Raw genomic sequence first — 20164 nt, forward strand, 5'->3', positions numbered from 1 at the left:
CCGGACTCCTTCGCACGCCGAACCTTGCCGCGACTATCCGCGATGTTGGTAAACGCCCGGTAAATGCGCAATCGCGGGAAAGGTTCTACGCGGCCGTCCAGATATGGTGAGCCATTGGAAAAGATAAAGCCCGGCGGCCCGTTACTTGCGCGGAACGGTGATGCGGATCGTCGTTCGCCCACCGATATTCTGCAGGAACACCTCCCCGCCCAGCATCTGTATCCGCCGCATCAGCGACCGCGAAGGCACCGCCCCGCTCGATCCCAGCCGCGCCATATTGGGCACGCCATCGTCGCTTACCTGAAGGGCGATGCGGTTGCCGTCCGGCTCCAGCGCGAAGTTCACCATGGTCGCCCGCGCATGGCGTACCGCATTGGCGACGATCTCCCGCACGGCGAAGCTCAGTTCCCGGCCGATCATCGCGCTGGTCGCGCAATTGCCGTCCTCCACCTTCAACTCGCAGCCTATGCCCCATTGCTCGCCCAGGGAGCGCACCACCATCGCCAGCGTCTCCGGCAGATAGGCGAAATCCTCCTCATCCACGTCCGGATTGATGATCCAGCGGATCGTGGCGATCTGGTCCTTCGCGATGCGGTCGACATTCTCGATCACGGCGAGCGGCTCGACCTGCCGTCCGGCCAGCAGCGGCGCGATCTGGAAACGGATGCTGGCCAGCGCCTGCAGAACGCTGTCGTGCAATTCCCGCTGCAGCCGTTCCCGCTCCCGCGCACCGGCGATCACATGCGCGAGGTCCAGGCTGTTGCGGACAGTCAGTTCCTCACATGCGCTTTCGAAGACCCGCTGCGCGATGGCGGCCCGATCCTCATGACAGGGATCGTCCAGACAGGCCGCGCCCACCGCCTCGAAGGTGCCGATGGTCACCCTTACCGTCAGGAGCGTTTCTGCGTCCAGCAGCGCCGTCCATGCCTGACCGCCCGGCGACAACGGTCCCAGCACGGCTATTCCATCCGCCGACAACGAGATCGACGCATGTCTCGACCGGTCATGCCAACCGGTCTCGGCCGTCAGCAAATTGCCGAAACCCACCGCAGGCATTTCGCGCGCCGCGCTGCTGGCGAAGCGCAGGGGCTCATGGCTGGCAAGGCGGAACAGCACGGCAACCCCATGTCCGCGGGTCGCAAGCCGCAGGGCATGGAGCAGGAACGGGCCATGATCGCTCCCGGCGGGCGGCAGCTCCCCTTCCAGCAACCGCCTGTCCCGCTCGAACTGCAACAGCGTTTCCCGGCGCGGCCCGAGCAGCACGCCGGTCACCAGGATCGCCACCGCCAGATAGCAGGCACGCAGCACGACCCGCTCCGCTTCCGGCTCCGACGGCAGGGAAGCGATCTCGTCAAGCCATGTGACGCCGACCGCAGCCGTGCCCGCCGCCAGGGCAACGAGCAGATGGAACCGCCGCCGCACGATCAGCGCCACTTCCACCGCCACGAAGAAGCTGCCGGAAAAATAAGGACTGTTGGACGGGTTGGTGACGACCAGCAGGGCCAGGAACAGCAATGTGTCCAGATAGATGACCGGTCGCCTGATCCGCATGTCCGTCACCCAGGAGCGGGACGAGAGCAACACCGCCGAAAACGCCAGCAGCAGCATGAGCAGGATCAGCACATGCTCCGCGCTTTCCGCCCAGTGGCGCGCGCTGGAGAAGCCGAAGCTGACGACGGCATAGATGACGGCCAGCAACAGTCGGGTGAAATCCAGCGTCTGCCACGGACGCAATGCCGACAGCGCCCGCATGTCCCACCAGCTCAAGCGCATCGCGATTTCGCCCGGCCCATTCATCGCGTGACGCATATCCCCCATCCGGCCCGATGCATCATGTCTGTCGAGCCGCTTCTTATGGAAAGGAAATCATGCCCCGGTCAAATGGCGATGGTCAAATGGCGATCCATTCGTCGCAGAGATAATCCGACGTTCCGGGCAATATGGCGGCGGCAATCCAGACCGCCCCTGCCGTCGCTCAGCCGTGGAAATAATCATAGACCTGCTGCGCCACCGCCTTGGATACGCCCGGCGCCTTCAGCAGGTCCTCCAGCGCCGCGCTCTTCACGGCCTTGGCGGTTCCGAAATGCATCAGCAGCGCCTTCTTGCGCGAAGGGCCGATGCCCGGCACTTCGTCGAGCGAACTGACGGTGATCGCCTTGCTGCGCTTCTGCCGGTGCGCGCCGATGGCGAAGCGGTGCGCCTCGTCCCGCAGCCGCTGAAGGTAGAAGAGCACGGGATGGTTGAGCGGGAAAGTGATCTCCCGCCCGTCCGGCATGTGGAAGACCTCCCGCCCCTCACGGCCATGATGCGGCCCCTTGGCGATGCCGATCATGCAGACATCCTCTATGCCCATATCCTCCAATATCGTCCGGGCGGCGGACAATTGCCCCTTGCCGCCGTCGATCAGCACCAGGTCCGGCCATTCGCCGCTGTCGCGATCCGGGTCCTCGCGCGCCGCGCGGCCGAAGCGCCGCTCGAACATCTCCCGCATCATCGCGAAATCGTCGTTCGAGGTTTCCGGGTTCTTCATGTTGAACTTGCGGTAGGCGTTCTTGCGGAAGCCCTCCGGACCCGCGACGACCATCGCCCCCAGAGCATGAGCGCCCTGGATGTGACTGTTGTCGTAGATTTCGATGCGGTCGGGCACCCCGTCCAGCCCGAACGTCTCGACCATCTCCTCCAGCACCTTCGCCTGCGTCGTGGTTTCCGCCAGCCGCCGGTCGAGCGCCTCCACCGCGTTGCGCTGCGCCTGTTTGATGAGGCGGGTGCGGTCGCCCCGCTGTGGCACTTCGATCCGCACCCTGGACCCGATGCGCTCGGTCAGCGCCTGCGCCATCAGCTCGCATTCGGCGGGCGCCCGGTCGGCAAGGATCAGCTTGGGCGGCGGCACTTCCTCGTAAAATTGCGCCATGAAGCTGGCCAGCACCTCGTCCTCCGCCACTTCGGCGGTATGGACGGGGAAGAAGCTGCGATGGCCCCAATTCTGCCCACCGCGGATGAAGAAGGCCTGGATGCACATCGCCCCGCCCTTGGTCGCCAGGGCGAAGATGTCGGCGTCGCCCAGCCCCTCGGCATTGATCGCCTGGCTGCCCTGGATGAAGGTCAGCGCCTTCAGCCGGTCGCGCAGCACCGCCGCCTGCTCGAAGTCCATGGCGTCGGAAGCCGCCTGCATCGCCTCGCCCAGCTTCTTCTGCACGGCGGTCGATTTGCCGCCGAGGAAATCCTGCGCGTCCTTGACCAGCTCGCCATAGGCGGCATCGTCGATCCGGCCCACGCAAGGGGCGGAACAGCGGCGGATCTGATACAGGAGGCAGGGCCGCGAACGATTGGCAAAGAAGCTGTCGGTGCAGCTTCTGAGCAGGAACAGCTTCTGGAGCGCATTGATGGTTCGCGTCACCGATCCGGCGCTGGCAAAGGGGCCATAATAGCGCCCCTTATATTTGCGCGCGCCGCGATGCTTCTGGACACGGGGAAAGTCATGATCCTCGCGCAGCAGGATGAAGGGGAAGCTTTTGTCATCGCGCAGCAGGACATTATAGGGTGGCCGGAAACGCTTGATGAGCTGCGCCTCCAGCAGCAGGGCCTCCGCCTCGCTGTTGGTGGTGACGATCGTCATCGAGCGGGTCTGGGCGACCATGCGCTGGAGCCGCTTGGGCAGGCGGTCGACCTGGGTATAGTTGGTGACCCGGTTGCGCAGCGCGCGCGCCTTGCCGACATAAAGCACATCGCCGCGCGCATCCTGCATGCGATAGACGCCCGGGCGGGTCGGCAGGGTTTTGAGCGTCGTGCGGATCGCCTCCACGCCGGCCTCTATGTCGGGCTGGCTGCCGGTGACGGTGAAGGTGGCCTTGTCTTCATGAAAGCGATCGGGGGATTGGGGACGCGACATGAGGGAGAAATAGCGGGATGGTCCCGGATCGCAATGGCATGGGACTAAATTTCGGCCCGTCCTCGTTGATCCTTGGCTGGCCCTTCCTATCTTTCTGCGGCTGCCGGAACTGGTAGCGCTATCCTCCATAATGCGGTCCCTTCAGGGAGGCCGCTCCTCCTTGAAGGAAGAGCCGATCATGATCGTGAAAGCCTATGGCGCCCATGCCGCCGATAAGCCCTTGGAACCCACCGACATCGAACGCCGCGCGGCCGGCGAACATGACGTGCAGATCGCCATCGCCTATTGCGGCGTCTGCCATTCCGATCTTCACCAGGTCCGCTCCGAATGGAGCGGCACGCTTTACCCCTGCGTTCCCGGCCATGAGATCGTCGGCCATGTCACCGCCGTCGGCAACGGCGTCACCCGGTTCAAGGTCGGCGACACGGTCGGCGTCGGCTGCATGGTCGATAGCTGCCAGCATTGTTCGGCCTGCGACGAAGGGCTGGAGCAATATTGCGAGAACGGCTTTGTCGGCACCTATAACGGTCCGACGCCGGATGCGCCCGGTCATACGTTCGGCGGCTATTCGCAAAGCATCACCGTCAGCGAGAAGTTCGTCCTGAAGATCAACCATCCGGCGGATCGACTGGCGGCTGTGGCGCCGCTGCTCTGTGCAGGCATCACCACCTATTCGCCGCTGCGCCACTGGAATGTCGGACCCGGCAAGAAGGTCGGTATCGTCGGGATCGGTGGGCTCGGCCATATGGGGGTGAAGCTCGCCCATGCCATGGGCGCCCATGTCGTCGCCTTCACGACTTCGGAAAGCAAGCGGCAGGATGCGCTGGACCTTGGCGCCGATGAAGTCATCATCTCGCGCGATCCGGACCAGATGGCCGCCCATGGTGGAAGTTTCGACTTCATCCTGAACACGGTGGCCGCCAGCCATGATCTCGATGCCTTCACCACCTTGCTGAAGCGCGACGGCACGATGTGCCTGGTGGGCGTACCGGAACATCCGCACCCTTCGCCCAGCGTCGGCGTGCTGATCTTCGGGCGCAAGTCGATTGCCGGCTCATTGATCGGCGGCATTGCCGAAACGCAGGAGATGCTCGATTTCTGCGCGGAAAAGGGCATCACGGCGGACATCGAGATGATCGCGATGCAGGACATCGAAACCGCCTATGACCGGATGCAGAAGAGCGACGTCAAATATCGCTTCGTCATCGATAGCGCGTCGCTGGCGGCAGCCTGATCGGCAGATCAATGGCCGGCCCCATCACCGGCCATTGATCGACCCCGCGCCTGCCCTCCCCGAATGCAGATATGGGTTCCTGCGAAGGTGGAAACTCCGTTCCGCCCTCGTCTGCTAAGGATGGTCTGCCCGAAAACTCCAACGCAGAGCGGATTGATCCTGTCGTATCCGTTCGGCTTCCCCACCCTTTATTCGCCGCCTTTGACGAGCCAGCAGGTGATCCCACAGGCTTGAACGGCGCTCCAGAGCGCGCTGCGTTAAATCGGGCGCAGGTTGCGCGCTCCAGGTTTCTGTAGTCGCATCCTTTTAAGCAGGAACCGGTCGCCATCCTTCGACAGGCTAGGACTGGCTTTTCTGCACGATGCTCTGAAACCACTTCACCGCCCAAAGAAAAAGGCCAGCGCGAACCGCACTGGCCTTTCTATTCAACCCTCGGCAGTGTCTGTCAGACGCTCGGGCCAAGCCCCCTGATCGCGTCATCGACCAGAAGCTTATCGGCCTGCGCATCATGGCCCTGAGCGATCAGCGCCGCCGCGGCGCCGGTCGCGGCGTTCACCGCCTTGGACCGAATGCCCGCGACCGCCGCACGCTCAGCCGCGCCGATCTTGTCCTCCGCCATCTTCTGACGACGCGCGACCAGCGCGACGGCATTGGCCCTGGCGTCCTCCAGCAGCGTTGCCGCTTCATGCTCGGCCGACTTGCGCATCGCCTCCGCCTCGCCGGCGGCAGCCGCCAGCCTGGCTTCATATTCGGCCTTGAGCGCTTCGGCTTCGGCGCGAAGCTTGGAGGCTTCCTCCAACTGCGCCTTAATCTGCGCGATCCGGCCATCCAGCGCGCCGCCGATCAGACCGGGCACCTTCTTGATCAACAGGATCAGGATGAACACCGCCATCGCCAGACTGACCCAGGCCGTGGCATCCATGCCGACGGCCTTCGGGTCGGTGTGCGGGGCCACGCCTTCGTGAGCGACGGTGCCGACCGGCTCCATCCCCTCCGAATGGATCGCCTCATTCAGGTGCGGGGCTTCCGTCTCGCTATGCTGTGCTGCTGCCTCAGCCATGGGCCAGTGCCGCCTTTACTGCGTTGCGGGCTGCATCTTCCGACGCGTTGACGCCGGAAATGCGAGCCACCATGTCGCGCGCTGCATCAGCGGCAACGGTTTCAATCTCTGCCATGGCTGCGTCGGTGGCAGCCTTGATACGGGCTTCGGCCGCATTGATCTGGCCTGCAATGTCCGCATCGGCGGCGGCCAGCTTGGCTTCCGAAGCCTTGGCTGCCTCCACCTTCGCCTTGGCCAGGCTGGCCTGGACGGCAGCACGGCTTTCGGCGTCGCGGGCGCGATAGTCGGCCTCCGCCTCATCGGCGCGGGCGAAAGCCGCCTTGGCGGCATCCAGATCGCCGGTGATCTTCGCGTCGCGCGCATCGGCCGTCGCCTGAACCTTTGGCACCATGCCGAGGCCGATGACGAAGAAAACGAAACCGAATGTCAGCAGCAGCCAGAAGATCTGCGATGAATAGGTTTCGGCAATTTGCGCGATTTGAGGCATTTTTTCGGGTCCGTCCGATCAGGGCGCGGTCAATCAGAGGACGGGCATGGCGGCCGACTGGCCATCCCTGCCCGCCCCAAAGCGGCTGTTCAGGCCACGAACACCAGGATCATGGCGATAACGAACGCCAGCAGACCCAGAAGTTCCGCGGCGGCGAAGCCGATGAACAGGCGGCCCTGCTGGCCGTCGGCAGCGCCGGGGTTGCGCAGCGCGCCTTCGAGGAACGAGCTGAAGACGTTGCCCACACCGAGGGCGGCGATGCCCGCACCGATGGCGGCCAGGCCAGCACCGAGCAGCTTTGCGGCTTCTGCGTCCATGTTATAAACTCCTTTTCTAAACTCTATTCGAACGTTGAGGTAATGGCGGAAAATCAGTGCAGGTTCTCGGCATCGTTGATGTAGACCGAGGTCAGCAGCGCGAACACATAGGCCTGGATCACCGCCACCAGCACTTCCAGGGCGCTGATGCCGATCATCAGGATGAAGCTGGCGGCGCCGACGGTCAGGCCAAGCGCAGGGCTGGCATTGGCGCTGTTGATGACGAAACCTGCGAGCACCTTCAAAAGCACGTGCCCGGCGGTCATCGCGACGAACAGTCGCAGGCCAAGGCTGAACGGACGCACCATGAAGGAAACGAGTTCGATGAAGAAGAGCGGCACCACCATCAGCGCCGGGGTGCCGTGCGGCACGAACAGCGAGAAGAAGTGCAGGCCATGCTTGTAGAAGCCCACCGCCAGCACGATCGAGAAGCTCATGATCGCGAGCACGCCGGTCGCGGTGAAATGGCTGGTGAAGGTGAAGGGATGCAGGCCGACCAGACCCAGCGGCAGCAGGCCCAGCAGGTTCGCCAGCAGGATGAACATGAACAGCGAGAAGACGTAGGGAATGTACTTCTTGCCGCCCTCGCCCACATTGGCGATCAGCAGGCTCTTGATGAAGCCGGTCATATATTCGACCGCCATCTGCCAGCGGCCGGGAACCAGTTCGCGCTTCATGCCGCCGACGACGAAGATCCAAAGCACCACGGCGGCCGCCACCATATAGAGCGCGCTGTTGGTGAAAGCGATGTTGAAGCCGCCGATCGACAGATGATCCGTACCGAACAGCGGTTCGATCGCAAACTGGTGCATCGGATCGATTTTGCCGGATTCTGCCACGCTGGACCCCTGTAACGTCTTTGCCTTCGGACTAAGATAAAAGCGTCCCTATCGGTCGGGACGCTTCGTCGTCGTCAATCTGATGATGTTCCTGAAAGCCGCCACGATCCCGAGACCGAGGAATGCCAGCAGGAGCCATGGGGATGTCCGCAGAAAGTAGTCCAGAGTCCCACCAACCACGGCACCGCCAGCAAGACCGCCGATCAGCTCCGCGAGAACCCTGTTGCCGAGACGCGACCCATCGTCCGCCTGCTGCACCTGTGTCCCCTGTCTGACCTTTTCGGCATGTTCGGCCTGCGCGATCCGCTCCTCCAAAGAAGCGATGCGCGCATCTTCCCCCGCCGGGTCCTGCCCCGGTGCATCCGCCGCCATCCAGCCATCCTTTCCGTCAAGGCTTTAAAAGCCAACGTCAGGCGGCATGGCGCTTGCGGCTGCACCCGTCAAGGCGCGGCCCGTTTAGAAAGGGCTTTCAGGAGTGTCAACCGTCGTTGGGCCAGAGAATTTCCTGTCCGAACGAAGCTGGGTCCAAAGTCCACTAGCCCGGCAAGTCCGGCCTGAGGTAAATCACCCCGCCGTGGCGCAATAGGCCGGCAGCGCGATGGGGCCCGCGCCCTTGGTCTGCCACGCGCCCGCGCCGATCCGATAGACCTGTCCGGGCTTCACCCTGCTGCTGAGCGTCTGGCATCCCGTCGCCGCCGCCACATCCTGCACGGTTACGCCGCGCTTGCCGGCAAGGTCGGTATAGGCGGCCCTGCGCTTGATGTTGATCGATTCGACTTCCTGCCGCACCGCGTCGCTCACCGAACCGGCAATGCCGAGATAGCCGTCGGCCTGCTCGCCCACCGCCCCCGCGCTCATCGCGGCGGCGACCGCGCCCGACTGCGCCCGCGCCGGAGAGGTCATGGCCAGGCCGGTCGCCAGCACCACCGCGGCAGAGGCGGCGATCATCAAAAATTTGCGTGTCATTGCGGGAACAACTCCGGGTTATTCTGGATCAAATCTTGCGCATCGCGCTGCAGGCGAACAACGACCTCCTGCTGCACCTTCACGTTGAGGTTGATCTCTATCGGCTTATCGGGCGCCTTCACCTGGATGCAGCCTCCCAAGGCCAGACCGGCGAAGCCCGCCGCGATGATCGTTCGCTTCTTCATTTCTGCTCCCCATTTCGCATAGTTTCGCTTTCGGCAGGCTGAACTGCAACCCCCTCCTGGCCGATCGTGGCCCGCATCTTCTCCTGCATCTGGTCGCCTATGCTGTTTTGTATGAGCGTTGACGGATCAATGAAGGACTGCGCGGTTCCCAGAAGGCCCCGGAAGGGAGCGGCGATCCGCACGTTGAAGATGAAGGGCAGGCCCGTGAAATTCCGCGCCAGACCCGCCGGCGCCCCACCGATCTGCCCGCGATTGACGCCGTTGAAGACGACGTTCGTCACCATCTCTCCATCCAGCGCGCCGTCCATCAATATGGTGAGGCATTTATACTGGAGATTCTTGAGCGCATCGAAGGCCAGCCGCCCCATCGCGCCCAATTGCTCGTTCGATACCGGCCCCACATAGGAAAGGGTCCCCGACTGGCGCGTCGGATCGCAGGGGATGGTGGGCAGCACGCCTTCCGGCATCATCAGCGGCGGCATGCCTTGCTGCCGCGCGGTCAGCACGCCCCCCGCCACGCGCCCGCCCTGCGCGTTGAAGATCAGAGGCATGATGCCGTCGAACGTACCCGTGGCGGAAATATTCTTGAGGTCCATCGCCTGGATGAAGGCGCCCGCATCCAGACCGATGACGCGGAAGGTCAGATAACGGTCCACATCCGCGCTGAAATCCATCGTTGTCGGCAGCAGGACCAGCTCCCCGCCGGAAAAGGGCCAGCCGCCCCCTTCGATCCGCACCTTCTGCCCCGCCTCCAGCCGATAGCGCACAAGGCCGTCGCGAACCTCTACACCCGGATTGACCGACCTGATTCGCACTTCCTGCCCCGGCGCGCTGACGAGACCGAGCAGATCGATGAAACGCAGTTCGCCGGACAACCCCTCCACCGGACCGAAAGCCGCCGCCAGGCTGGCATTGTCGGTCCGGAACAGACCATCGCTGGTCACATGCGTCCCGTTCCAGCGGATATGCCCTTCCCCGCTGACCTGCGCCGTCACATTGGCCACTACGCCAAGGGCGAGGCGGGTCACATCCTCCGGCTGGAGACCAGGACCAAAGGACAGTGCCGGAACCGCCAGATCCGCCTTGCCTCGCCCACTGCTCAGGTCATGCGCGATGACTGCCCGGGCGACCAGCGCATCATTGCGCGGCACCCGCAACGATCCTGTCGCTGCGATCTTCGAATCCTTCAACGTCAGCGCGAAGTCGGGAACATTCAGCGGTTCGAACCGGCCCGGCGCCTGCGCATCGCGCACCGTCATCCCGGCCGCCAGCTTCAGCGCGCCCCCGGCGAAGCTCCAGTCGCCCGCGCCATTTTCGACGATCAGCGGCACGGACCCGATCCGGCCGCCTGCCCCCGTCAACCTGCCGCCCAAGCCCTTGGCCGTGGCGTTGCCGGTCAGCGTCGCCGCGCTCAACCGAACAGGCGAATCCTGCGGACCGATCGCCAGATCGGCATTGGCAAGTGCAAAACCCTGCTGTCCCAGGGCGAAACGAGCGCTATCGGCGGAAAGGCGCATTGGGCTGTCGCCGCTTTTGCCCGCCAATGCGAGTTTGCGGATTTCAGCGCCGCCACTCACACCGCCCGGCCCAACGGCAAGCAGCGCCTGCCCGACGGGGCACAGCGTCTGCCGGGTCCGCCCCAGCGAAAAATTGCCATAGCGCGCCTCGATCAGCGAGATGGGCACGCAATGCGGGTTGATCGCCAATATACCCTTGGCGTTCATCCGTCCTTCGACGGGCGCCACCAGCCCGCGCAGCCTTCCACCGGGAAGCGGCCCGTCGAGCCGCACCTGCGTCGAGAAGCGCGTATCGCCCTTCGGCCCCGCAACGAACCGCACCGGCTCCAGACTCAACCTGGCATCGCCCGCCGCATAGGGCTCAAGGAACAATTGTCCGCCAAAGCCGCCGCCCGGCCTCCGCCCCAGCCGCAGCGCCGCCCTCGGCAATCCGCCGCCCTCCGTCGTGATCGCTCCGTCGAGCGCCCAGTCGATCGCCTGCCCGGCCCTGCCAGGCCAGCCGATGGTCACGCGACCTTCCCCGGCTATGGCGATCCGCGCACCGCTGCGCGCCGAAAAGCGGGTGTCGGTCAAGGCCAGGCTGCCCGCCTTCCCTTGCTGAGCGAAGGCCAGGGTGGTTTGCAGGACATTGTCCGCGCCGGCGCGGCGCGCGGCATCGGCCAGGCGCGCGACCAGCGGCCCAACGGGCGTCCCGGCCGTAGATTCGCGCGCAGCCGCCAGGGGATCGCGGCCGGCGAACCGCAACTGCCGAACGGACAGCCGCCCCTCAAGACCCATATCGCCCTTGCCGACATGCCAGGCGCCCCGAAAGTCGGCGGGTCCGGCCAATGCGGCGCCGGCCGACAGAGCCGTCGCCCCGATTCGCGCTCGCCCGGCGGTCTTGGCAGCCGTTCCGTCGAAATCGATCCGGCCTGAGGGGCGCGCCAGAACCATGCCGCCGGACTTGAGCGCTTCCCCCGTCAGGTCGACGCGGCCGGTCCAGCGATCCAACGCCTTGCCGAGCCAGACATCCACATCCGCAGCCGGTTTCGCCATGGCGATGCCGGCATCGCGACAGGCCAGCGCTGCGCCGCGCAACGGGCCGGAGAGATGCGGGCGTCCGTCCTGCATGGCAACATCCAGCATCGCCCGCAGGTCGGCCAGCCCGCATCCCTCGCCGCCCCCATTCGGCATCGCCGCCGCCAGCCTGCCCCGGAAGCCCGATCGCAGATTCCCCTTCCCCTCTATCTGCATGCCGATCGGGCCGGCATCGGTGTCCAGCCGCAGTCGCGCATCGCTGAGCGCCAGCAGAATGTCCGGCAGGCTGAAGGGCGCCGTGGATTTCGGGTCGCGGAATTTGTCGACCTCTCCCAGCTTCAGCACGCCATTGTGCAACGACCCCCGCATCCTAACGCCGCCGGCCCGCACCGCCGCCACTTGCGGGGTCAGCCCTGTGAATGCGATGTCGACCTCCACCCAGCGCGCCGTCAAATCGGGACGAGCAGGATCGCCCAGCACGATATTCTCGATCCGCTGGGTGCGAAGGCCTATGTCCGTCAGATCATAGCTGCCCTGCACGCCACGCCGGTTGAGTTCGCGGCTGATGAAATTTTCTGCGATGGGCGCGCGCTGCGTCCACAGCGCGGCAAGGATCAGCGCCAGCGACCCCGTGCCCACTCCAAGCCAGCGGAGCCAGCCCCGGCGAATCTCCTTTTCGCCGTCTTCATCTTCCATGCTTCTGGTCAAACCCGCGTGCTCAAGTCCGTAACGCCTGCATAACGTCCGATCACTCCTAAATATCCTTGCCCGATAAATCCGCAATGAATAGCGTCCCCCTTCGCATGCGGGGGACAGGTAAGACTTTGCCGGATCAGGATTTGAAGGCTACGCACGACGGCGTCGGGCATCGCGCCCGGCTGCGCCGGAAACTGGCGGAGAGCGGCGGCGAAGCGTTGCATGATCATGAACTGATCGAATATCTGCTGGCGCTGGCCATACCCCGTCGCGACACGAAACCACTGGCAAAGGCGCTGCTGCGCGAATTCGATGGCATCGGTGGGCTGATGGCGGCTGACTGGCAGGCGATTGCCCGCATTCCCGGCATGGGCGACACCAGCATCGCCGCGATCAAGATCGTCCAGGCGACGATGCTGCGGATGCTACGCAACGAGGTGGCGGAGAAGCCGGTGCTGGCCAGCTGGCAGGCGCTGCTCGACTATCTGCGCGCCGACATGGCCTTTCTGACGGTGGAGCGGGTGCGGGTGTTGCACCTCAACAGCCGGAACATGCTGATCCGCGACGAGCATATGGGCGACGGTTCGATCGACCAGGCGGCGATTTATACCCGGGAGGTTATTCGACGGGCGATCGACCTTGGCTCGGCAGCGTTGATCCTTGTGCACAATCATCCCAGCGGATCGCCGGAACCAAGCCGTCAGGATATAGAAATCACCCGGCAGATCGCGGAAGCGGGCAAGCGGCTCAACATCGCCGTGCATGACCATATCATCATAGGGACACAGGGGCACAGCAGCCTGCGTGCGAAAGGGCTGATCTAGGGACCGTGCATCGAAGCGGCCGGGAGGGATGTCTCAGGAGGGCCGAAAACAGGCGACGCCTGGCCCGCAACGGCAACTAAGCGCCAAACCCCACCGAAAGAAACTCCGGAACCGGTCCGTTCCAGCCTTCGTCCGGACCATCGTCCACCGGTTCCGGCCGCCGCGGCCGGGCGCCATTGCCTTCCGGCCGCGCCGCACGCGGTTCTTCACGGCGGCGGTCGTCGCGGCGCTTGTCGGACTTGCGGTCGTCCTTCCGATCCCTGCCCGAGCGGCGCGGTTCCTCCTTCGCCTTTTCGGCGGGAGCAGCAGCGACCGGCGCGTCGATGGTCTCGATCTTCTGCTTGATCAGCTTCTGGATATTGTCGATCGCCTCGGCATCGTCAGACGTCACGAAGGTATAGGCTACGCCCTTCGCCCCTGCGCGGCCCGTGCGGCCGATGCGATGGACATAATCGTCGGGATGCCAGGGCGCGTCGAAATTGAACACATGGCTCACGCCCTTGATGTCCAGTCCGCGCGCCGCAACGTCGGACGCCACCAATATGTTCACCGTCCCCGCCCGGAACCGCTCCAGTTCCGCGATGCGCGCGGACTGGTCGATGTCGCCGTGAATCTCGCCCGATTTGAAGCCATGGCGCTGAAGGCTCTTGTTGAGTTCACGCACCGTGGTCTTGCGGTTGCAGAAGATCACCGCGCTCTGCACGTCCTCGGCATCCAGCATCGCGCGCAGGGCCTCCCGCTTCTTGCGCGAATCGACCTTCACCAGACGCTGGGTGATGTTGGTCGAGGCTGTGGCGGGCCGCGCCACCTCGATCGACTTGGGATTGCTGAGGAACCGGTCGGCCAGCTTCTTGATCACCGGGGGCATGGTCGCGGAGAACAGCAGCGTCTGCCGCTGGGCGGGCAGCTTGGTGCAAATCTCCTCGATGTCCGGGATGAAGCCCATGTCGAGCATCCGGTCCGCTTCGTCGATCACCAGCATGCTGCAGCCGTTGAGCAATATCTTGCCCCGCTGGAACAGGTCCATCAGCCGCCCCGGCGTCGCGATCAGCACGTCGACGCCTTTTTCCAGGGCTTTGAGCTGATCGCCCATCTGCACGCCGCCGATCAGCAGCGCCATGTTGAGCTTGTGATACTTCCCGTATTTCTCGAAATTCTCGGCCACCTGGGCAGCGAGTTCACGCGTCGGCTCCAGGATCAGCGATCGCGGCATCAGCGCGCGTGCGCGGCCATGGGCGAGGATGTCGATCATCGGCAGCACGAAGCTGGCGGTCTTGCCCGTTCCCGTCTGCGCGATGCCGATGATGTCCTTCATCATCAGCACGGGCGGGATCGCCTGCGCCTGAATCGGCGTGGGCGTGTCATATCCGGCCTCGGTAACGGCCTTCAATAATTCGTCGGAAAGGCCGAGATCGGCAAAAGTCATTCAGATGTCCGGGACAGGAGGCTCTCCACCGCACGAAAACGCGCAGGGAAATCGGGCGCGCCTTGCGGAAATATCGGCCTCTTGTCAAGAAAATCGCGAAGATGATGCGGTCAATCGTCCGGTTCGGCCTGCTCCAGCCGGCGGAAACCCTCGATCGCGCAACTGGCCCCGCTCCGCGCCTGCAATTCGTCGCGCCCGGAACAGAGCGAGCCGTCCTCATCGGGCTCGACATAGAATCCGGAATAGAAACCCATGCTGTTGCACCCGCGCTCCAGCCTTGCGCGATAGCGGTGATTATCAGCCAGCAGCAGATCTATGGCATTGTCCATCACTATGCTTGCCGACCGAATCGATCGCAGCGCGATGCAGCGCGGCCCCTTCTTCTCCTTCCAGTCATTCCGCGCCTCCGGCGTGGGACGCGCGGGCGCACGCCCCTTCCTTGCCATCGGCACGCGGATGATGACACGCTGCTCGATCGTCAGTTGCGCCCATTGCACGGGCTCGGCGGCTGACGCGGACAACAGCAGCAGGACGGAATGAAACAAGTCGAACCCCTTTTGGGACGCGGACGCTATGGGCCAAAGGTTGAACCGTCGATGAATTCCAAGGCATAGGACAGTCCCATGATAGGACAAGATGTTATCGCCCGATTCACGGCCCTGCTGGGGGAAAAGCGCGTCGTGACCGATGCGGACGACATCGCCCCGTGGGTCAGCGACTGGCGCGGACGCTATCACGGCGCTGCCGCCGCCATTCTTCAGCCGGAATCGACCGGCCAGGTCGCCGCTGCGGTCCGCCTTGCCGCCGACCTTGGCGTGCCGCTGGTGCCGCAGGGTGGCAACACTTCCATGGTGGGCGGCGCCACGCCCCCGGCGGACGGTTCTGCGCTGATCCTGTCGCTCCGCCGGATGAACCATATCCGCAGCCTGTCTCCGCACGACAATCTTGCCGTCTGCGAAGCGGGGGTCATCCTCTCCAACCTCCACGATGCCGCCGCCGCCGTTGGCCGCCGCTTTCCACTGAGCCTTGGGGCCAAGGGTTCGGCCACCATCGGCGGGCTCATCTCCACCAATGCCGGCGGAACCCAGGTGCTGCGCCACGGCACGATGCGCGCGCTGGTCGAGGGGATTGAGGCTGTCCTGCCGGACGGCGGCATCTTCCATGGCCTGGATGCCCTCAAGAAGGACAATCGCGGCTATGACATCAAGCAATTGCTGATCGGCGCCGAAGGGACTTTGGGAATCGTCACCGCCGCCGCGCTGCGCCTGGTGCCCGCCATTGCGGCCCGCGCCGTCGGCTGGATCGGCGTCTCCTCCCCTGCCGATGCGCTGGCCCTGCTCCGGCTTTGCGAAGCCCATCTGGGCGACAGCGTCGAAGGGTTCGAAGTGATCGCGGACGACGGCCTGGGCCATGTCCTGTCGCATGTTCCCGGCACCCGCTGCCCGATAGCAACGCGCACGCCCTGGCATGTGCTGGTAGAGGTCGACCATGGCGACCCGCGCGATCCGACGCCCGCCGACCGGCTGGAGAGCGCGCTGGCCGATGCGTTGGAACAGGGCCTCGCCGTCGACGCCGCCATCGCCGCCAATGAAGCGCAGGCGGAAGCCTTCTGGCGCATCCGCGAATCGCTCTCCGAATCCGAACGGGCGCAGGGACCGGCGCTGCAATATGACATCAGCGTGCCGGTTGCGCGGATGCCCGCCTTCATGATCGAAGCCGCGGCAGCGGCGGAAAGGGCCTTTCCCGGCACCACCGCCTCCTCCTTCGGTCATCTGGGGGACGGCAACGTCCATTTCCATGTCCGCGCGCCCCGGGGCACGACCGACGGTCCGGCATGGATCGCGGCGGAGGGTCAGGCGATCAACAGCTTCGTCCATGATGCGGTGGTCGCGGCAGGCGGCTCCATCTCCGCCGAACATGGCATCGGCCAGATGAAGCGCGCCGAACTCGGCCGCCTCTCCAGCCCCGCGCGCCTCCACGCCCTGCGCGCGGTCAAGGCCGCATTCGATCCGCAGGGCATCATGAATCCGGACAAGCTGATCCCCCGTCCGGAGGAAGGCTGAAGCCAGCCCCGGCCGCAGCACCGGGCATCGACAAAGCGATTGCCTCCCGCGTCCAAGGGCTTTATCCCCCTCGGCCCAGTATCAGGCTAGCGGCGCAAGGGAAAATGCGCCGCTTTTTGTTGGAAATGGACTAGCACATCATGGCAAGCGCGCCCGCGAACGGCCTTCCCGTCTTCTACAACGATCTCATTCCGCTGAGCAGCGTCGATCACGCCGCCTGGCGGAGCCGCACCGTCGATTCAGCGCCGTTCCTGACGACGCAGCACGCCATTCCGCTGACCGTGGACGAATTCGTCGCCGCCCAGCGCTTCGTGCCGATCATCTTCTCCGCCGGGGACGAGCCCGTTCCCCTGGCGCTGATGGGCCTCAACGAAGGCGTCAACACCTTCCTCGACGATGATGGCAAGCTGCGTGGCCCGGCCTATGTCCCCGCCTATGTCCGCCGCTATCCCTGGATGCTGGCGAAGTTGCGCCCCGACAGCGACGAACTCTCGCTCTGCTTCGATCCGACCAGCGACGCGCTCGGTACGTTCGAAGAGGGCCAGCCGCTGTTCGAAGACGGCAAGCCCAGCGAACTGACGCAGGGCGTGCTCAAATTCTGCGAGGATTTCGAACAGGCAGCGGCGCGTACCGGCCAGTTCATGAAGGATCTGAAGGATCTCGACCTGCTGATGGACGGCGAAGTCGCCATCCAGGTGCCCGGCAATGACCAACCCTTCGTCTATCGCGGCTTCCGCATGGTGAACGAGGAAAAGCTGCGCGACATGCGCGGCGACCAGCTCCGCAAGATCAGCCAGAACGGCATGCTGCCGCTCATTTACGCGCATCTCTTCTCGCTGCAGCTCATGCGGGAACTGTTCGAGGCGCAGGTTTCGCAGGGCAAGGGCCCGATCGCCGTCCCGGCAGCGCCCCAGACAGCGGATGCCCAACCAAATTAAGCATTCATGACAGATATTTAAGGAAAAAGGTTGCGCGGTGCCACTTGAAACTCCGCGCGGCTTTCTCTATTTACTGAACATACGGCGCACCTGCCCCCCTTTCGGGTGTGTCGTATGGGCGCCTCCCCCTTTGGAGGCGTCTCCTCCCTGAACCTTGGCCACCCCATGCGAATCGCATGGGGTGGTTTTTTATTGGCTGAAGGAAATGGCGCGGGTTTCCCTTGACGACGCCGACGCGCCCTCCTAAAGGCGGCTCCCTACTCGCCGCCCAGCGCGGCCTGTGGCCCCTTCGTCTAGCGGTCAGGACGCGGCCCTCTCACGGCTGAAACACGGGTTCGATTCCCGTAGGGGTCACCATTTCGCGGTCAAGGCGCGAAAAACAAGGCTTTCTGCCGTCTCCACCGTCCGCTGGTATAGCGGATGGGTATAGCGAGACTTATATGGTGCAGATGGCCACCCCCTGGAAACATCCCCGATCGGGCATCTTCTACGTCTACCGGCAAATTCCGGAGCGCCTGCGACCCGAAATGGGCGGCAAGCAATTCTACAAGGTCTCTTTGGGGACGCGCGAGCCGGCTGAAGCAGCCCGGCTGTTCGTGCTCGCCAATGCCGAGTGCCAGCGATTGATGGACGAGGCGGCCGAGAGAGTTGCGGCTCAGGCCGTGGCCGACGAAATCTCCCCAGAGCGGGCATCGGCAATCGTAACGGGGTTTCTTGCGACGACCAGGCCGGAAAACCTCTTCTATCCCTACACGTCGCTCGAGCTCACCTGGTGGATCGAGGAGACCTGTGTGCGCCTCCATGGCTTCGAGGCGGAGCGCTATGTGCCAAGGCTCAAATCAGACCTTTCGCGAGAGCCGCATCGCGGCCGCGGCAAGCTGCTCGCTGGCGACCAGTGGCTGAACTTCATCCGTGAAAAGCCGAGGTCGGTCTGGATCAAGGTCTGTGACGAAGTGCTGGTTCCGCTGTTTCGGGAGGCAGATCCCCCGGTCAAGCGGATCCCGGCAAACGAAAATGCACTGATGGACGCGTGGAACGCTCGGGTTCGGGACGACAATGCCCGGTTTCATGCGGAAGTCGAGGGGCCAATCCGACACGCCAGTCATTCGCGACTCCGGCCGGATCTGCGCTTTGAGGAGCTGGTCACGCTCTGGGCAGCAAAACGCAGCCCCCGGCCTCAGTCGGTCCACGAAGTCCGTAAGTCCGTTCAGGACCTGATCGCCTTCCTCGGCGACATTCCCGTCTCCCAGTTCACCAAGGACATGCTGTTGGATTATCGGGATGCGGGAGCAGACCTGCCGCTCGGCATGCCGCGCGCCGACCAGGCGATGCCGTTTCCAGAACGGGTGGCGAAATATCGGGACGCCGTCGGGCGCAAGGTCAGTCCCACGACCGTAAAGAAGCGGATCGGCGCTATCCAGACCTTGCTCAGCTTCGCCGAGAGGGAGCGGTGGGTCGATGGAAATGTCGGCGCTAGAGTTACGGTCGATGGGGCGGGCAAAGCGAAGACGTCGCGGCGAACCTTCCGTCAGGACGAATTGCAAGCGCTGTTCGCGAGCGATCTCTTCCTCCACCCCGATAGCCTCGTTTCCCGCCGAGCGGCAATCAGCGATCTCACCCTCTACTGGCTGTTCCTGCTTGGCCTGACGTCCGGTGCCCGCATCGAGGAGATCGGCCAGGCTCATCTGTCTGACGTCAGGACGGATGCTGGCATCCACTATATCGACATCACCGACTATGTGAACGAAGGCGATCTGGAGAAGGAGCGGGCTGCGAAGTCGGTCAAGACCGATGGCTCCCGCCGCATCATTCCCCTCCACGACCGCCTGCTTGAAGCAGGCTTCCTAAGCTATGTGGAAGCGCTTCGGGATCGGGGGCAGCATCGCCTGTTTCCAGACCTTAAGGCCAACAGCTTCGATAAGGTTACCAAGGAAGCCAGTCGGCGTGCCAATCGCCATATCGACAAGGTTCTGTCTACCGATAAGCGCATCGTTTTCCATTCGTTCCGTCATACCTTCAAGGATCAGGGGCGCGAGGCTGAAATCCAGGAACGCATCCTGGATCAGCTCTGCGGTCATTCGCCAACTAGTGTTGGCGGAAACTATGGTCAGGGAGTCGGCATAGCGTCGCTCAAGCGGAACCTTGATCGCATGACGTTCGAGGCTGTCGCGTGGCAACCTATCATCGAAGCAGCGGGACGCGTGGATTGGGCAGAACTGATGAAGAAACGCGCAACATGATGAGCGTCAATCCTTAGGCAGGCTGCCCAACAGCATGATACGAATGGCCGCGTGGGCGCCACCGTGTTGGGCGCAGCCCAGTCTCGAAGTGAAACGGCTTATCGCGTTTGGATGCCGGTAAGTCCTCGACCTTTTGTTGTCGTTCAGGCGCCAAATCCCGACGTCCAGCTGGAGACAGTCCTGTTCGGGCAGCTCGCGACCAGATCTCGTCGTTCAGCAGGACGTGTTTAAATGTCTGACCATGTCAAAACCTGTCATTGGTATACGTCTGACCATCCGGGCAGCAGCAGCCGACATAGCGGCCGTTCGACGGCTTGAGGCAGCTCCCAAAAACCTGCCTTTCATTCATCAGGCCTGTCAAACGGCGTTCAAAAGGGACCCCCGATCGGCGTCGAAGAGGGACCCCCTTTTCAGATAATATGATGCTGGTTTGTTGAAGATGGCCTTGCGCTGCGTGCGGCGGAGG

At 63.9% G+C, this 20164-nt stretch carries 17 protein-coding genes and 1 tRNA gene; 6 read left to right on the plus strand and 12 right to left on the minus strand.

Annotated elements, in window-relative coordinates:
• Positions 1–141: 141 nt before the first annotated feature.
• Together A0J57_RS19245 and uvrC are read right to left on the minus strand one after the other, a co-directional pair.
• Positions 142–1809, minus strand: a complete 1668-nt coding sequence (locus A0J57_RS19245) for a histidine kinase (RefSeq protein ID WP_235600913.1) — start codon at positions 1807–1809, stop codon at positions 142–144.
• 166 nt (positions 1810–1975) lie between these two features.
• Positions 1976–3889: an excinuclease ABC subunit UvrC gene (gene uvrC / locus A0J57_RS19250; protein ID WP_025546512.1), complete on the minus strand. Its 1914-nt coding sequence runs from the start codon at positions 3887–3889 to the stop codon at positions 1976–1978.
• Between the two features lie 178 nt (positions 3890–4067).
• Here uvrC and A0J57_RS19255 point away from each other — a divergent pair, with 178 nt between their 5' ends.
• Positions 4068–5123 carry an NAD(P)-dependent alcohol dehydrogenase gene (locus A0J57_RS19255; protein ID WP_061938752.1) on the plus strand — a complete coding sequence of 352 codons (1056 nt, stop codon included), beginning with the start codon at positions 4068–4070 and terminating at the stop codon, positions 5121–5123.
• Positions 5124–5568: 445 nt separating this feature from the next.
• Here A0J57_RS19255 and A0J57_RS19260 read toward each other — a convergent pair whose 3' ends face one another.
• The 8 genes from A0J57_RS19260 to A0J57_RS19295 form a co-directional block, all read right to left on the minus strand.
• Positions 5569–6183: an ATP synthase subunit B gene (locus A0J57_RS19260; protein WP_061938755.1), complete on the minus strand. Its 615-nt coding sequence runs from the start codon at positions 6181–6183 to the stop codon at positions 5569–5571.
• Positions 6176–6670, minus strand: coding sequence for an ATPase (locus A0J57_RS19265; protein ID WP_061938759.1), 495 nt, complete (start codon positions 6668–6670; stop codon positions 6176–6178). Before A0J57_RS19265 ends, A0J57_RS19260 begins: the two co-directional genes overlap by 8 nt.
• Positions 6671–6759: 89 nt before the next feature.
• Positions 6760–6987 carry a F0F1 ATP synthase subunit C gene (locus tag A0J57_RS19270; RefSeq protein WP_004207392.1) on the minus strand — a complete coding sequence of 76 codons (228 nt, stop codon included), beginning with the start codon at positions 6985–6987 and terminating at the stop codon, positions 6760–6762.
• Positions 6988–7040: 53 nt separating this feature from the next.
• Positions 7041–7826 (minus strand): F0F1 ATP synthase subunit A, encoded by a 786-nt coding sequence (locus A0J57_RS19275; protein ID WP_025546508.1) that lies wholly within the window; start codon positions 7824–7826, stop codon positions 7041–7043.
• A 48-nt stretch (positions 7827–7874) separates the two neighbouring features.
• A complete protein-coding gene (locus tag A0J57_RS19280; RefSeq protein ID WP_025546506.1) occupies positions 7875–8198 on the minus strand; it encodes an AtpZ/AtpI family protein in 324 nt (107 codons plus the stop codon).
• Between the two features lie 192 nt (positions 8199–8390).
• Complete coding sequence (locus tag A0J57_RS19285; protein ID WP_061938762.1) at positions 8391–8792, minus strand: YdbL family protein; 402 nt, start codon at positions 8790–8792, stop codon at positions 8391–8393.
• A complete protein-coding gene (locus A0J57_RS19290) occupies positions 8789–8977 on the minus strand; it encodes a YnbE family lipoprotein (protein WP_007685342.1) in 189 nt (62 codons plus the stop codon). The genes A0J57_RS19285 and A0J57_RS19290 overlap by 4 nt, the downstream gene beginning before the upstream one ends.
• Entirely contained in the window at positions 8974–12207 is a 3234-nt protein-coding gene (locus A0J57_RS19295) for a YdbH domain-containing protein (RefSeq protein ID WP_061938764.1), read from the minus strand. The genes A0J57_RS19290 and A0J57_RS19295 overlap by 4 nt, the downstream gene beginning before the upstream one ends.
• Before the next feature lie 128 nt (positions 12208–12335).
• Here A0J57_RS19295 and radC point away from each other — a divergent pair, with 128 nt between their 5' ends.
• Positions 12336–13031: a DNA repair protein RadC gene (radC, locus tag A0J57_RS19300; protein ID WP_061938767.1), complete on the plus strand. Its 696-nt coding sequence runs from the start codon at positions 12336–12338 to the stop codon at positions 13029–13031.
• 76 nt (positions 13032–13107) lie between these two features.
• Here the strand turns inward: radC and A0J57_RS19305 are convergent, their stop codons facing one another.
• Entirely contained in the window at positions 13108–14457 is a 1350-nt protein-coding gene (locus A0J57_RS19305) for a DEAD/DEAH box helicase (protein WP_044661939.1), read from the minus strand.
• Positions 14458–14567: 110 nt separating this feature from the next.
• Complete coding sequence (locus A0J57_RS19310; RefSeq protein ID WP_044661938.1) at positions 14568–15002, minus strand: hypothetical protein; 435 nt, start codon at positions 15000–15002, stop codon at positions 14568–14570.
• 78 nt (positions 15003–15080) lie between these two features.
• Between A0J57_RS19310 and A0J57_RS19315 the strand changes: the two genes are divergently transcribed.
• The 4 genes from A0J57_RS19315 (at position 15081) to A0J57_RS19330 (ending at position 19698) form a co-directional block, all read left to right on the plus strand.
• On the plus strand, positions 15081–16520 hold the full coding sequence (locus A0J57_RS19315; protein WP_061938771.1) for an FAD-binding oxidoreductase: 1440 nt from the start codon (positions 15081–15083) through the stop codon (positions 16518–16520).
• Positions 16521–16660: 140 nt separating this feature from the next.
• The gene (locus A0J57_RS19320) at positions 16661–17458 is read left to right on the plus strand and encodes a SapC family protein (RefSeq protein ID WP_025546494.1); all 798 of its coding nucleotides are present in this window, start codon (positions 16661–16663) and stop codon (positions 17456–17458) included.
• A gap of 282 nt (positions 17459–17740) precedes the next feature.
• Positions 17741–17815 (plus strand) — tRNA-Glu (locus tag A0J57_RS19325).
• An 83-nt stretch (positions 17816–17898) separates the two neighbouring features.
• Positions 17899–19698 carry a site-specific integrase gene (locus A0J57_RS19330; protein ID WP_061938774.1) on the plus strand — a complete coding sequence of 600 codons (1800 nt, stop codon included), beginning with the start codon at positions 17899–17901 and terminating at the stop codon, positions 19696–19698.
• Positions 19699–20164: the final 466 nt, after the last annotated feature.

It is taken from the genome of Sphingobium sp. 22B, assembly GCF_001580035.1.
GTDB lineage: Bacteria > Pseudomonadota > Alphaproteobacteria > Sphingomonadales > Sphingomonadaceae > Sphingobium > Sphingobium fuliginis.

Excerpts from the sequence above, each read along its gene's own strand:
- A0J57_RS19330 (WP_061938774.1), top strand. The coding sequence starts at position 17,899 with ATGGTGCAGATGGCCACCCCCTGGAAACATCCCCGATCGGGCATCTTC.
- A0J57_RS19305 (WP_044661939.1), bottom strand. The coding sequence starts at position 14,457 with ATGACTTTTGCCGATCTCGGCCTTTCCGACGAATTATTGAAGGCCGTT.
- A0J57_RS19255 (WP_061938752.1), top strand. The coding sequence starts at position 4,068 with ATGATCGTGAAAGCCTATGGCGCCCATGCCGCCGATAAGCCCTTGGAA.
- A0J57_RS19290 (WP_007685342.1), bottom strand. The coding sequence starts at position 8,977 with ATGAAGAAGCGAACGATCATCGCGGCGGGCTTCGCCGGTCTGGCCTTG.
- A0J57_RS19265 (WP_061938759.1), bottom strand. The coding sequence starts at position 6,670 with ATGCCTCAAATCGCGCAAATTGCCGAAACCTATTCATCGCAGATCTTC.
- A0J57_RS19245 (WP_235600913.1), bottom strand. The coding sequence starts at position 1,809 with ATGCGTCACGCGATGAATGGGCCGGGCGAAATCGCGATGCGCTTGAGC.
- A0J57_RS19295 (WP_061938764.1), bottom strand. The coding sequence starts at position 12,207 with ATGGAAGATGAAGACGGCGAAAAGGAGATTCGCCGGGGCTGGCTCCGC.
- A0J57_RS19320 (WP_025546494.1), top strand. The coding sequence starts at position 16,661 with ATGGCAAGCGCGCCCGCGAACGGCCTTCCCGTCTTCTACAACGATCTC.
- A0J57_RS19285 (WP_061938762.1), bottom strand. The coding sequence starts at position 8,792 with ATGACACGCAAATTTTTGATGATCGCCGCCTCTGCCGCGGTGGTGCTG.
- uvrC (WP_025546512.1), bottom strand. The coding sequence starts at position 3,889 with ATGTCGCGTCCCCAATCCCCCGATCGCTTTCATGAAGACAAGGCCACC.
- A0J57_RS19260 (WP_061938755.1), bottom strand. The coding sequence starts at position 6,183 with ATGGCTGAGGCAGCAGCACAGCATAGCGAGACGGAAGCCCCGCACCTG.
- A0J57_RS19280 (WP_025546506.1), bottom strand. The coding sequence starts at position 8,198 with ATGGCGGCGGATGCACCGGGGCAGGACCCGGCGGGGGAAGATGCGCGC.
- A0J57_RS19270 (WP_004207392.1), bottom strand. The coding sequence starts at position 6,987 with ATGGACGCAGAAGCCGCAAAGCTGCTCGGTGCTGGCCTGGCCGCCATC.
- A0J57_RS19315 (WP_061938771.1), top strand. The coding sequence starts at position 15,081 with ATGATAGGACAAGATGTTATCGCCCGATTCACGGCCCTGCTGGGGGAA.